The following is a 13403-nucleotide window of genomic DNA, read 5'->3' on the forward strand; positions in this document are numbered from 1 at the left end:
ATGACCGAGGTACTGCGCTACTCCGCCTTCGCGACCGACCCCGATGCCGGGAACCCCGCCGGGATCGTCCTCGACGCCGAGGCGCTCACCGCCGACGAGATGCTGGCGATCGCCGCCGAGGTGGGCTACTCGGAGACGGCGTTCCTGAGCCCGCTGCCAGGGGACGATCGCCGCTACGCGGTGCGCTACTTCAGCCCGCAGGTGGAGGTGCCGTTCTGCGGGCACGCGACGATCGCGTCCGCAGTCGCCGTCGCCGAGCGGTTCGGTCCGGGGACCCTGCACTTCGAGACGAAGGCCGGGCTGATCGTGATCGAGACCAGCCTCGACGGGGACGGCCAGCCCACGGCCACCCTGACCAGCGTGCCGACCTCGGTGTCGCCGATCGCCGGTGCCGACCTCGACGCCCTGCTCGACGCACTCGGCTGGGCACCGGACGACCTCGACCCGGCGCTGCCGCCGATGGTCGGTTACGCCGGTGCGTTCCACCCCGTGCTGGCGGCCGGCACCCGGGAACGGCTCGCCGCGCTGGACTACGACTTCGACGCCCTGCGCGACCTCATGCTCAGCCGGGACTGGACCACGATCGCGCTGGTGTGGCGGGAGTCGGCGACCACCTTCCACGTACGGAACCCGTTCCCGGTCGGCGGAGTCGTCGAGGACCCGGCGACCGGGGCCGCCGCGGCGGCGTTCGGCGGTTATCTGCGCAGCCTGGAGCTGGTGGATCCGCCGGTGACGCTGACGCTGCACCAGGGCGAGGACCTGGGCCGCCCCGGCCTGCTCACGGTCGGCATCCCCGCGGACGCCGACACCGTCCGCGTCACCGGCAACGCCGTAGCCATGCCCGCCTGACACCCGCGCACACCGCGCACACCGCGCACACCGCGCACCCCGCGCACCCCGCGCACCCCGCGCACCCCGCGCACCCCGCGCACCCCGCGCACCCCGCGCACCCCGCGCACCCACGCACCCACGCACCCACGCACCCACGCACCCACGCACCCACGCACCCACGCACCCACGCACCCACGGCATGATCGCGTTACTTCCCACATTTATCGCGAATCTTGACCACGCGAGGGGCCTATTTCCGGGAAGCAGCACGATCATGCGGCGCGGGGGCGACGGATAGCACCAACTCTTGAAGAGTTGCGGCGATCTTGGTGGGCGAGGACGGGCTTGGTGGGCGGGCTTGGGCTCAGGGGAGCAGGAGGAGCTTGCCGGTGGTGCGGCGGCCCGCCAGGTCGGTGTGGGCTCGGGCCGCCTCGGCGAGCGGGTAGCGCTCGGTGATGCTCACCGCGAGCGTCTTGTCCGCCACCCAGCCGAGCACATCGGACGACCGGCGCAGCAGTTCCTCACGCTCGACGATGAAGTGGCCCAACGTCGGCCGGATCAGCGAAATGGAGCCCGACGCCATCAACCGCATCGGGTCGAAGGGCGGCACGGGACCGCTCGCTCCGCCGAAGAGGGCCAGCGTGCCGCGCAGGTGCAGGCTGGCGAGGCTGGCGTCGAAGGTCTGCGCACCCACACCGTCATAAACGGCGGCGACTCCCCGGCCACCGGTGAGGCGGCGCACCTCGGCGGCGAGATCGTCGACCTCGGTGTAGCGGATCACCTCGGCGGCACCGGCGGCGCGAGCCAGCTCCTCCTTGGCGGCGGTGGAGGTGGTGCCGATGACCCGCCCGCCGAGGTGGGTGATGAGCTGGGTCAGCAGCAACCCCATGCCACCGGCGGCGGCGTGGACGAGGATGGCGTCGCCGGGCCGCACCGGGTAGACATCGTGCGTCAGAGCGTGTGCCGTCATGCCCTGGAGCAGCACACCTGCTGCCGTCTCGTCGTCGACGCCGTCGGGCAGCGGGACGAGGAGCTTGGCGGGGACGACGGCGCGTTCTGCGTACCCCCCGGGGTGGCTGACCCAGCCGACGCGGTCACCCACCGCGAGGCCGGTGACCCCCGGACCGAGGTCGGCGACGCGGCCCGCGGCCTCGACGCCGGGGATGTAGGGCAGCGCGACCGGGTAGCGGCCCTCGCGGTGATAGATGTCGATGAAGTTGACCCCGGCCGCGGTGATCTCGACGGCGACCTCACCGGGCCCCGGCTGCGGTGCGTCGACCTCGGTGGCGACGAGTACCTCCGGTCCGCCCGGCTCGGTGATCTGGATTGCGCGCATCGGTCTGCTCTCCTCCTGTGCTGGATCGTCCTGCTCGACAGTGCCAACGATGGTGGGGCGCCAACGCTTCCGGGTGTGGCACAGAGCATCGCCACCGCAGCCGGACGCCCGCTCAGCTCGCGCTGGCGAGTGCGAGCGGCAGCACCGCCGCCGCTCCGGCGAGCCGCAGCTCGCGGGCGGCGAGCGCCATCGTCCACCCCGAGTCGACGAGATCGTCGACGAGCAGCACGGGACCGCCGAGGCCCGCGAGGGCATCGGCCACTTCGGACCCCACGACGAAGGAACCGTGCAGCGAGCGCACCCGCTGGGCACTGTTGACGCTGGCCGGAGCCGCGTCACCGGTCTGGTCGATCGTGCCGAGCAGCGGCAGCCGACCGACCCGGGAGACGTGCTCCGCGACGCTCGTGACGAGGCGGGATCGGCGGCGCGAGGCGAGCATCACGACACCGCGCGGCCGCTCGGGCCACGGGTCGTCGCCGTGTGCCCAGGCCTTGAGCACCTCGATCACCGCGGCGAGCACCTCGGGCGTCGCGACTGTATCGGGTGTCCCCTCGGCGAGCAGCTCCCGCAGCCGGGCTCCCCAGCCGAGGTCGGTGAGCCGCCCGACGGCTCGGCCCGGCCACGCCTGCTCGTCTGCCGGAATCCGTCCGCTGAGCGGCACCCCCACTGCGGCGAGACCGGTCGGCCACAGCTTGCGCGGCTCGATCTGCAGGCCGGGACGGCCGAGGAAGGAGTATGCGGCGTCGAGCGCCGCCGCCGAGACCTCGGCGCTGAGTCCCGACCCGGTGCAGCGGTCGCAGCGTCCGCACGGCGCAGCCGCCGGGTCGTCGAGGCAGCGGCGGAGGAACTCCATCCGGCAGCCGGTGAGCTTGGCGTAGTCGCGCATCGACTGCTGCTCGGCCGAACGGGCGGCGACGATGCGCTGGTGGCGCTCGGTGTCATAGCGCCAGGGCTCGCCGGTCGAGGTCCAGCCGCCACGGACCTTGCGGACCGCGCCGTCGACGTCGAGGACCTTGAGCATCAGCTCCAGCCGGGCCCGGCGCAGCTCGACCTGGACCTCCAGGGCCGGGGTCGAGAGTGGACGATCGGAGGTCGCGAGCGCGTCGAGGACCCGCCGCACCTGCTCCTCCGGCGGGAAGGCGAGTGAGGCGAAGTATTTCCAGATCGCCTCGTCCTCGGAGCCGGGCAGGAGCACCACCTCGGCGCTCGCCACGGCCCGGCCGGCCCGGCCGACCTGCTGGTAATAGGCGATCGGCGAGGCGGGCGCGCCGAGGTGCACGACGAAGCCGAGGTCGGGCTTGTCGAAGCCCATGCCCAGCGCGGAGGTGGCGACGAGGGCCTTGAGCTTGTTGTCGAGCAGGTCGCGCTCGGCGACCCGCCGATCGGCGTCCTCGGACTGTCCGGTGTAGACGGCAACCGGGTAGCCCCGCGCCCCGAGGAACTCGGCGGTCTCGTGGGCGGCGGCGATGGTGAGGGTGTAGATGATGCCGGATCCGGGCAGCTCGTCGAGGCGGTCGGCGAGCCAGCCGAGCCGGTGCGCGGCCGATGGCAGCGAGATCACGCCGAGGCGCAGCGACTCGCGGTCGAGCGGGCCGCGCAGCACCAGCGCCTCGCCGAGCTGCTCGGCGACGTCGGCGGTGACCCGCTCGTTGGCGGTGGCGGTCGTCGCGAGGACCGGGGTGCCCGGCGTGAGCTCGGCGAGCATCGTCCGCAGGCGGCGATAGTCGGGCCGGAAATCGTGCCCCCAGTCGGAGACGCAGTGCGCCTCGTCGACGACGAGCAGCCCGGTGGTCGCGGCGAGCTTGGGCAGGACCGAGTCGCGGAAGTCGGGGTTGTTGAGCCGCTCGGGGCTGATCAGCAGCACGTCGACCGAGCCGTCGGCGATCTCGGCGGTGATCTCGTCCCACTCGTCGAGGTTGGCCGAGTTGATCGTGCGGGCCTGCACTCCGGCGCGGGCCGCCGCCTCGACCTGGTTGCGCATCAGCGCCAGCAGCGGCGAGACGATAACGGTCGGCCCGTGACCACGCGCTCGCAGCAGCGCCGTGGCGACGAAGTAGACCGCGGACTTGCCCCAGCCCGTGCGCTGGACGCAGAGCACCCGCCGCCCCTCGATGAGTGCCTCGATCGCGCGCCACTGGTCCTCGCGAAGCCTGGCGTCGTCTCCGGCGAGGCGCCGAAGCACCGCCTCGGCCTGGTCCCTGACTGCTGTGTCGACCGCCATGCGCCCAGTTCTATCACCCCACCCCGACACCCGCCGGGAGCTGACCGTCGGGGCGGTACCGCGGGAGATGGTTCTCACACGATTCCGCGAAGATGCTCACCTACCCTGGCCTGCACCTTCGGCTACCGCTGGACATATATCGATCTGCGACTACGCTCGGGGAGATGTCGCAGCCCGGGCCGATCCTGTGGGGTTTTCTGGCGATATTCACTGCCCTCGGGATCCTGGCTCTGATCCGGATGATCCGGGTCCAGCGGCGGCGGCAGTCCAGCTTCGACGACCGTCCGGTGATCCGCGACGAGGACGACGTGGTGATCGACCCGGACGGGCTGGAGGCGATCGCCGCCAACGCAGTCGTCGCTGCTCAGCGAGCCGCGATCGTCGCCGCCGAGGCGCTCGCGGAGCATGCCGAGGCCGAGGCGCTGCGCGACGCCGTCTGGCAGGAGCACGGCATCGCCGCCCGGGCGCTCGAGACCGCCACCACGGCGACCGGCTCCTTCCCCGTCATCAGCTCCGTCTCCGGCACCGATCAGAAGGAGATATCGCGGGCGGCTCGGGCGGCGTACCGTCGGGGGGAGATCTCCGTCGATGAGCTGCAGGCCGTCTGGCAGCGCGTGGGCGGCTGGGACCCGGTCTGGGCGCAGCGCGCGCACGAGCTGGCGAAGCTGCGCGCCGACGGCGCCGAGACCTGGCGGCGCTACGAGCTCGCCGCCCTCGCGGAGCGCGCGGCCCGGATGCGGGCGGACGTCGCCGTGATCGCGGCCCGCGCCCTCGCCGACGAGGCAGCCGAGGCGGCCCGCGAGGCCGAACTCTCCCATCGCCCCTGAGCGAAAAGGCATAAAATCGGGGGGAATGAGGGAGGCGATCGTATGACGGTGACCGGACGGGTCCTGGGTACGCTGCCGGCTTCTGATCTGGCACGCGCCAAGGACTTCTACGCACGCAATCTCGGCCTCAAACCGGTCAAGGAGACCGATGCGGGCCTCGTCTTCGAGTGCGGCGACAACAGCCGCATCCTGCTGTTCCCGTCGACCGGGCGGGCCAGCGGCGACCACACGCAGGCGGTCTTCGAGGTCGCCGACGTGTCCGGCGAGGTGGCGACGATGAAGGCGAACGGCATCACCTTCGAGGAGTTCGACCTGCCGGGCATGAGGACCGAGGACGGGGTCGTGACGATGGAGGGCGTCGAGTCGGCGTTCTTCCACGACTCGGAGGGCAACCTGATCTGCATCAGCCAGCACGTCGACGTCTGAGCGCAGGCGCGGTGCGGGCCGGCGCTGCGCGGTGATCACGTCTGGTTCAGGGAATCCGACGTGATCACCGCAGTAGGCATTGACTTACATCATTTCAATTGCCACCATCGCCCCAATCGGTAAGCATCACGTCCCACTCCGGGACTGCCGACGATCGGCGCTTATAGCCGACGCCTCACCCCACTCCTTGAAGGATCCTTAACCAGTCCCCATCAGGACACATTCATTGAGATGACCATCGCGGACTCCTACGATGCCATTCATGATCAGCCCCATGGCTAACGCGATGAGTCTCCGTGGCTCAATACTTTGATCTAGTCATTCGCTGTCCCGCCTGCATCGCAGACGGCAAGGATGGCAAAGTCCCTGCTCCGTGGTATCACCACTCCTGCGGCGGCGGCCTGCAGATCGGTGATGATGCGAACTACCGTTGCAAACGATGCAACGTGTCAAGTCACGTGCAAAACTGGCGGTACGCGTGCGAGGCGCACGAATCAGATTTCCGCCCGACCAGTTCGGCGCACCTGGCGAATGCCGTTTCCACCGCAGGACAGATAACCAGCATCGCCGGCCGGCAATGGTTATTGACATTCCTGCAGAACCTAGGCGACTGGTGACGATCGGGTATGTCGGTCGTCTATCACCGGCTCTATTTCAGCTGCCCGGCCTGCGCCGCCAGCGGGCAGCGGGCCGGGCCTCCCACCTACTGGTACCACTCCGACTGCGACGGCCCCCTGGACATCGGGAGCGACGCGACGGTCCGGTGCTCCCGATGCTATTTCGCCAGCCATATCCGGCACTGGCGGTACTCCTGCGCCAATCACCAGGGTGACTACCGCAGCACCACCTCGTCCCACTTCGCGAGCTCCATGAGCATGTCCGCGGCCCTCCTCGCCGCAGGGGGTCGCTCGTGGCTCATCAGCATCCTCGGCAACCTCTCAGATTGGTAGGCGCGTGACCGATATGTTCGAACAGGCCCCCGCCGGCGTGGTTCGCCTGACGGCCGCCGTCGATGAGCCACGACACCGCGGCATGCACCTGGCCGCGGTCTGCACCGCCGTCGCCGAGCAGCTCGGCGTCGCCACGGTGATCGCGACCAAGCCGGTCCATGCCCGCCTGGTCAATCCGCGGACGGGGGAGCAGGGCTTCGCCCGGCTGCACATCTCGGACGAGGTCAAGCCGACGACCATCGCGGCGCAGGGCTACATCCTGCGCAATGCCGGGGCGGTCGAGGGCGACGACCTCGACATCGAGCTCTGGGATCCGATCACACAGGCCGCCCCGGCGACGTCGATCACCCTGCACCGGGTCGACAGCGGGCTGAGTTTCGGCGACGGACGGGAGCAGGCGCACAACACCCGGCAGCGGCTCACCGATTCGGCGCTGTCGCTCACCGTGGGGCACGGTTTCTCGCTGCCGCTCGGCGGTGGTGAGGCCACCTTCGAGGTGACCGCCGCCGAGCCCGCCGCGGCAGCGGTGCGCTGCACGAGCGAGACCGAGGTCGTCATCGCCCTCCCGGACTCCGATCACCTGACCGGCTCCACCAACCGGCCGGTGCCGCAACGCGCCGTCTTCGACGACATCGGCGGCCTGGACGGTCCGCTCCAGCAGATCGCGGAGCTCGTCGTCTGGCCGGCCAAGTACCCGGAGCTGTTCGAGCGGCTCGGCATCCGGACGGCGCGAGGGATCATCCTGCACGGCCCTCCCGGCAACGGGAAGACCCTGCTGGCCCGCTCGGTGGCGCGGCTGCTCGGCGCGAGCTTCTTCGCCGTCAACGGGCCCGAGGTCCTGTCGAAGTTCTACGGGGAGAGCGAGCAGCGGCTGCGCAAGGTCTTCGAGGACGCCGCACGCGAACAGCCGAGCGTGATCTTCCTCGACGAACTCGACTCCCTGGCCCCCTCCCGGGACAACGTCTCCGGGGACCTGGAAGTACGCCTGGTGAGCCAGCTCCTCACCCTCATGGACGGCCTCACCGATCGCGGGCAGGTGGTCGTGATCGGTGCGACCAACCGGCCCTCCGCCATCGATCCGGCGCTGCGCCGGCCGGGGCGGTTCGACCGCGAGGTCGAGATCGGACCGCCCGACCACGACGGCCGCCACGCCATCCTGCTGGTGCACACGAGGGAGATCCCGCTCGCGGACGACGTCGACCTCATGGCGATCGCGGAGATGACCGTCGGCTACGTCGGCGCGGACCTGGCGAGCCTCTGCCAGGAAGCGGCGATGGCCTCGGCCCGCCGCACCCTCGACGACCATCGGCGGCAGGCCGCGGTCGGGGACGCACTGCCGGTCGCCGCGGTCAGCGTCTGCCAGGCGGACTTCGTCGAAGGGCTCCGCCACGTGCAGCCGTCCGCGTTCCGCGAGCAGCGTCAGGTGGTGGTGGGTCCGGACTGGGACGACCTCGTCGGACTGGCGAACGCCAAACGCGCCCTCACCGAGCTGATCGACTGGCCCATGAGCAAGAGCACGAGCCTCAAGCAGCTCGGCATCGACCTCGGCGGCGGGATCATGCTCTCGGGACCGGCCCTCAGCGGCAAGACCGCGCTCGTCGCGGCTCTCGCCAAACGGCTCTCCGCATCGCTGATCCACCTGCCCAGCGTCGACTTGCTGAGCCCGTGGGTCGGCGAGAGCGAGCGCCTGGTCCGCAACGCATTCACGAAGGCCCGCCACGCGTCGCCGAGCATCGTGCTGATCGACAACTTCGAGCAGCTCGCCGCGGCCGGCTCCGACCTCTCCCGCCGAGTCCTGGCCCAGGTCTCCAACGAGCTGGCCCAGTTACGGCTTACCACCTCGGCATTCGTCGTGGTGGCGACCCGCGACGACCTCGCCGTGGGCGACGCCCTCTTCTCGGATGTGGTCCACATGGACCAGCTCACCAGGGCGGATGTGGAGGTGGTGCTGGAGCGCCGCCTCTCGGCCCATCTGAGTGCGGAGGTCGCGATCGACGAGGTGGCGTCGCAATTGGACGGACTCCCGATCGGTCAGGTGTTGCGGGTCTGCCACGAGGCGCTCGTCTGTGCCCTGTGGGAGGACCCGGACAAGCTCGTCGTCGAGGCACGTCACGTGTCGACAGCACTGGCACGTGTGGCGCGTAGGCACCACGTCAGTTAGAGAAGGGTTTAGTTGAATGTCACAGCCATACAACATCGGCGAGCCACCGGTCGGCGGGCGCGGCGGTACGCCGCAGAAGCAGCAACTGGCCGCTCCCAAGAACGTCAACCTGCAGTTCCTCGACGACACCTGGGAGCGGCTGCTCAACGCCATGGAACGGCTTGAGCAGGTGACGGAGGGCTTCCGTGCCCTCAGCGCCACGCGACTGGACAACCACCTGGACCGGGACGCCATCGCCGAGGACGAGCTCGGTGTGCGTACCGAGGTGCACCTCCAGATCGTCTGCCTGCAGCGGATCGTGCACCCGGTGCGGTCCGAGGGCCAGTGGATGATCGACGACTTCCTGAGCTGGTTCGGCGGCCGGGCCGGGCGGGAGATCGCAGCGGCCGACACCTACGCCGTACCGATCCTGCTCTGCGTCCTGGGCGCCCCCTACCAACTCCCGTCGCTCGACGAGGTGCAGCCCTCGGAGCAGGACATCCTCGACGCCACGGAGGCTGTCGCCCGAGGCCTCCACGAGTCGGACCGGATCGAGGAGCGGTTCCTCAAGGACCCTGCCGCCGAGGCCAGCCAGCACCAGCACCAGCGCGGAGATGTCGACGCCGGGCTGGACCGGCTTGCGCTCCTCGATCCGCACCTCGCCGGGTACCTCGCCATCGCCCCCGCCGAGCGGCCCGAACGCTACGAGCGACCCGAAGCAACCCCCCTCTAAGGAGACGACAGTGTCGCAGATGCCCGATCAGTACGGTCCCGCAGTTCGGGAGCCGGAAACCAAGGAGTGGTTCGACCTGGTCATGCGGTGCCCGGCCTGCCTCGCCGACAACGTCGAAGCGGGCCCGATCGGCCAGTGGTACCACGCCGTCGACAACGGAACCGTGCAGGTGGGGAGCAGCGCCCACTACCGCTGCCTCAGCTGCCAGCACACCGAGCACGTACGCAACTGGCGGTACGCCTGTGCCGCGCACCAGACCGACTACCGCCCCACGAACGCGGCCCACCTCTCCAACGCCCTCTCGACCGCCGGGCAGATCACCAGCATCGCCGGCCGTCAGTGGATGCAGCAGTTCGTCTCCAACCTCGGCGAGTGGTGATCCACCGCAGCACCGTCTGAGACCCCCGGCGTGAGCGCCGGGGGTCTCAGCAGTCGCAGGGGCCGCAGTCGCAGTCGGCCTTGCCGCAGCAGCGGCAGCAGTCGCAGCAATCGCAGCCTGAGCAGTCACCGCAGTCGGAGCACGGGCCGCTGCGCTTGCGCCCGCTCCACGGTCCGGGCCAGTCGCTGCGGCAGCAGACCTGGCACGTGCAGCACATCCACGTCCCGATCGCGCATCCGGTGAAGAATCCGTTCGGCCGCGGCGGGTGCTCGCTGATCGGCCACCAGCACGACCCGCCGCCGGGCTTCCGCGGCTGCCGCGGCGGTTTGCCCGGCTGGATGACCGGCGGGTAGTACCCCGGATCGGAGGCGGAGAAGGTCCGGGTGACCGCGTGGTCCAGCTCGTGCACGAGCAGTGCGTGGACCAGCGCCTTCCGGGTGAAGGTGACCTCATGCAGGGCCAGCCGGATCCCGGCCATCGCGTCCCGGGCGAGCCGGCCGGCGTCGAGCGTCGTCGCACCGGTGGCGAGCAGCGGGTTCCACGCGCCGGTGAGCCGGTCCTGATCGAGATCCTCGGCGGCGTCGACGAGGTGCGCGATGCGCCCGAAGAGCCGGCCGGCCTCGGCGAGGGCTTCGGCGTTCTCCGGTCGACCGGCGAGGACGGCGGTGTGCGCGAACGCGGCGGCGGTGGCGATCTCGGTGGGCTCGGTGAGGGTGAGCAGTGGCGTACCCACCGATGCCGCGAGCTCCAGCGAGCGCTGCTCGGCGACTGCGGTGAGCAGGACTCCGGTGTCGAAGCCGACGAGCACGCCGGTCTCCCGCGCGGCCTTGGCCCAGCGGCGGGCGACGAGGTTGGCCCCGGCCGCGACGGGCTTGCGGCGGTAGATGCCGTCGCGGTCGTCCACGTGATCGCGCAGCTTCGCCGACGCCAGCACCAGCGAGACCGCGGCCGCGAGCTGCGCCGATCCCCCGATCGCCACCGAGGCGCCGCGCATCCCCCGCAGCGCGCACGGGCCGGCCGAGCGGCGCTGCGCCGCCGGTGCCTGTGCCTCGACGAGCGCGGAGATCAGCAGCCCGTCGTAGTTGGTGACGAGCCGGGCGGCGTGCCCGTGCTGGTCACGCAGGGACAGGCACATGCCGCAGAGGTGGCCCAGCCACTCGTCGCGCAGTGACGCGGAGAGGCTGTGCTGACAGGGGCGAATGATCCCGAACACGACCGGCAGCATAGGCGGTCATGGCTACTCGGGCTAACCGCCGGAGTCGTCCATCTCGGCGCCCTCGGGGACGCACATGTCGTCGCGGTCGTCGAGCCACCCGGCGGGCAGGAAGACCTTGCCGGGCGAGTTGGTCCGCCCGCGCGGCTGCCCCAGCTCCGACACCGGGAAGGGCACCTCGCCGTCGAGCTTGCCGAGCAGGTCGTCGAGCTCCATCATCGACGACGCCATCGCCATCGACCGCCGCAGCTCGGAGCCGACCGGGAAGCCCTTCAAATACCACGCCACGTGCTTGCGGAAGTCGACGACACCGAACTTCTCGGTCATCGCCAGGCTCAGGAACTCCGCGTGCCGCCGCATGATCACCGCGACCTGCCCGAGGTTGGGCATGACCCGCTCGGGCCGCCCGGCGAATGCGGCCTCCAGGTCCGCGAAGAGCCACGGCCGCCCCAGGCAGCCCCGGCCCACCACGACGCCGTCGCAGCCGGTCTCGGCGACCATCCGCAGCGCGTCGTCGGCCTCCCAGATGTCGCCGTTGCCGAGCACCGGGATGTCGAGGGCCTGCTTGAGCGTGCCGATCGCGTCCCAGTCGGCGGTGCCGGAGTAGCGCTCGGCGGCGGTCCGCGCGTGCAGCGCCACCCAGGTCGCGCCGACCTCCTGCGCGATCAGCCCCGCCTCGACATAGGTGAGGTGGTCGTCGTCGATGCCCTTGCGCATCTTGACCGTGACCGGGATGCCCGCGGGCTTCGCGGTGTCGACGGCCGCCGCGACGATCGCGCCGAAGAGCTTGCGCTTCCACGGGATCGCCGAGCCGCCGCCCTTACGCGTCACCTTGGGCACGGGGCAGCCGAAATTCAGGTCGATGTGGTCGGCGAGGTTCTCGTCGACGATCCGGCGCACGGCCTTCGCGGTGATCTCCGGGTCGACGCCGAAGAGCTGCAGGCTGCGCGGATTCTCGTCGGGGGCGAAAGCGATCATGCGATCGGTCTTCGGGTTGCGGTGCGCGATGGCGATCGTCGTCACCATCTCGCAGACGTAGATCCCGCCGCCCTGTTCCCGACACAATTGACGGAACCCGACATTCGTGATCCCCGCCATCGGCGCGAGGACCACGGGCGGGTCGACGGTGTAGCGCCCCAGGCGAAGTTCGGTCACACCATCGAGGATCGCATACGCGATAACCGGAGGCGGAAGCCCTGTGCGGTGCGTTACCTTCCCGGTCATGCTCTATCCGTCCAAGCCCCGCCCCGGTGACCGCGTCGCGATCCTCTCGCCCTCCGCCGGCCTGCCGGGACTCTTCCCGGACGTCTTCGAGCTGGGACTGCGCCGGTTGCGGGACGAGTTCGGGCTGGAGCCGGTGGAGTACCCGACGACGCGCACGATGAACGCCGATCCCCGTGATCGCGCCCGCGACATCAACGCGGCCTTCGCCGACCCGTCGATCCGGGCGATCATGGCGAGCATCGGCGGCGACGACCAGATCACCGTCATCGGGCACCTCGACGGCGAGCTGATCCGGGCCGACCCCAAGCCGTTCTTCGGCTACTCGGACAACACCAACCTGCTCAACTACCTCTTCCACCAGGGCGTCGTGGGCTATCACGGCGGATCGGTCATGGTCCATCTGGGCCGCGGCGGGTCACTGCAGCCGGTCAGCGCCAGGTCGCTGCGGGCCGCTCTCTTCACCTCCGACTGGTACGCGTTGAGCCCGGCCGAGGCGTACACGGATGAGCATGGCGACTGGGCCGACCTCGCGAACCTGGAGGTGGAGCCGGAGCTGATGCCGGGTGAGGGCTGGAGCTGGCACGGACCGCGACGCGCGGTCGAGGGCCGGCTCTGGGGCGGCTGCCTGGAGGTGGTGTCGTGGATCCTGCAGGCCGGACGCGTAGCGGAGAACGAGGCGTTCACCGGCGGCGTGCTGGTGCTGGAGACCTCGGAGGAGATGCCGTCGGCGGCCGAGGTCGGCTACCTGCTGCGGAGCATGGGCGAGCGCGGGTTGCTGGAGCGGTTCGCGGCGATCCTGATCGGGCGGCCCAAGGCGTGGGACTCGGAGACCCGGCAGGATCTCGCCGCCCGGCGGGCCTACGCGGCGGATCAGCGGGCGGCGGTGCTGGGGGCGGTGTCGGTCTACAACCCGGATGCGGTGCTCGTCTTCGACCTCGACATCGGCCACACGGATCCGCAGCTCATCCTGCCGATCGGCGGCCTGGCCCGGGTCGACGGCATCGAACGGCGGATCACCGTCCGCTACTGACCCCCCGCTCGCCCCCCGTCACGTTTTGCTGCAAAGCGTGGCCATTTCGCTGCCCGAAGCCACGCTTTGCAGCAAAACGTGACGGGGTTGAGT

Annotated in this window: 13 protein-coding genes; 9 read left to right on the forward strand and 4 right to left on the reverse strand. The window is 70.5% G+C overall.

Annotation, left to right across the window (positions count from 1 at the left end):
- The gene (locus F4553_RS15255; RefSeq protein ID WP_184836535.1) at nucleotides 1–849 is read left to right on the forward strand and encodes a PhzF family protein; all 849 of its coding nucleotides are present in this window, start codon (nucleotides 1–3) and stop codon (nucleotides 847–849) included.
- A 346-nt stretch (nucleotides 850–1195) separates the two neighbouring features.
- Here the strand turns inward: F4553_RS15255 and F4553_RS15260 are convergent, their stop codons facing one another.
- Together F4553_RS15260 and F4553_RS15265 are read right to left on the reverse strand one after the other, a co-directional pair.
- Nucleotides 1196–2167 (reverse strand): quinone oxidoreductase family protein, encoded by a 972-nt coding sequence (locus F4553_RS15260; protein ID WP_184836537.1) that lies wholly within the window; start codon nucleotides 2165–2167, stop codon nucleotides 1196–1198.
- A 112-nt stretch (nucleotides 2168–2279) separates the two neighbouring features.
- Complete coding sequence (locus tag F4553_RS15265; protein ID WP_184836539.1) at nucleotides 2280–4388, reverse strand: DEAD/DEAH box helicase; 2109 nt, start codon at nucleotides 4386–4388, stop codon at nucleotides 2280–2282.
- A gap of 164 nt (nucleotides 4389–4552) precedes the next feature.
- On the opposite strand from F4553_RS15265, the gene F4553_RS15270 reads away from it, so the two are divergent.
- From F4553_RS15270 to F4553_RS15300, 7 genes are all read left to right on the forward strand, one after another.
- On the forward strand, nucleotides 4553–5215 hold the full coding sequence (locus F4553_RS15270) for a hypothetical protein (protein ID WP_184836541.1): 663 nt from the start codon (nucleotides 4553–4555) through the stop codon (nucleotides 5213–5215).
- A 42-nt stretch (nucleotides 5216–5257) separates the two neighbouring features.
- Nucleotides 5258–5641, forward strand: coding sequence for a VOC family protein (locus F4553_RS15275; RefSeq protein WP_184836542.1), 384 nt, complete (start codon nucleotides 5258–5260; stop codon nucleotides 5639–5641).
- A gap of 296 nt (nucleotides 5642–5937) precedes the next feature.
- Nucleotides 5938–6258, forward strand: coding sequence for a hypothetical protein (locus tag F4553_RS15280; RefSeq protein WP_184836544.1), 321 nt, complete (start codon nucleotides 5938–5940; stop codon nucleotides 6256–6258).
- Between the two features lie 9 nt (nucleotides 6259–6267).
- Nucleotides 6268–6591, forward strand: coding sequence for a hypothetical protein (locus F4553_RS15285; RefSeq protein WP_184836546.1), 324 nt, complete (start codon nucleotides 6268–6270; stop codon nucleotides 6589–6591).
- 13 nt (nucleotides 6592–6604) lie between these two features.
- Nucleotides 6605–8752 carry an AAA family ATPase gene (locus F4553_RS15290; RefSeq protein ID WP_246467029.1) on the forward strand — a complete coding sequence of 716 codons (2148 nt, stop codon included), beginning with the start codon at nucleotides 6605–6607 and terminating at the stop codon, nucleotides 8750–8752.
- A gap of 16 nt (nucleotides 8753–8768) precedes the next feature.
- Complete coding sequence (locus F4553_RS15295) at nucleotides 8769–9464, forward strand: hypothetical protein (protein ID WP_184836550.1); 696 nt, start codon at nucleotides 8769–8771, stop codon at nucleotides 9462–9464.
- A 10-nt stretch (nucleotides 9465–9474) separates the two neighbouring features.
- The gene (locus F4553_RS15300) at nucleotides 9475–9843 is read left to right on the forward strand and encodes a hypothetical protein (RefSeq protein ID WP_184836552.1); all 369 of its coding nucleotides are present in this window, start codon (nucleotides 9475–9477) and stop codon (nucleotides 9841–9843) included.
- A gap of 46 nt (nucleotides 9844–9889) precedes the next feature.
- Here the strand turns inward: F4553_RS15300 and F4553_RS15305 are convergent, their stop codons facing one another.
- Nucleotides 9890–11056, reverse strand: a complete 1167-nt coding sequence (locus F4553_RS15305; protein ID WP_184836554.1) for a DUF5685 family protein — start codon at nucleotides 11054–11056, stop codon at nucleotides 9890–9892.
- A 33-nt stretch (nucleotides 11057–11089) separates the two neighbouring features.
- Nucleotides 11090–12211 (reverse strand): tRNA dihydrouridine synthase DusB, encoded by a 1122-nt coding sequence (gene dusB / locus F4553_RS15310; RefSeq protein WP_312875221.1) that lies wholly within the window; start codon nucleotides 12209–12211, stop codon nucleotides 11090–11092.
- 67 nt (nucleotides 12212–12278) lie between these two features.
- Between dusB and F4553_RS15315 the strand changes: the two genes are divergently transcribed.
- On the forward strand, nucleotides 12279–13310 hold the full coding sequence (locus F4553_RS15315) for a S66 family peptidase (protein ID WP_184836558.1): 1032 nt from the start codon (nucleotides 12279–12281) through the stop codon (nucleotides 13308–13310).
- The last annotated feature ends 93 nt before the right edge of the window (nucleotides 13311–13403 follow it).

The organism is Allocatelliglobosispora scoriae, from assembly GCF_014204945.1.
In the GTDB taxonomy this organism is placed as follows: domain Bacteria; phylum Actinomycetota; class Actinomycetes; order Mycobacteriales; family Micromonosporaceae; genus Allocatelliglobosispora; species Allocatelliglobosispora scoriae.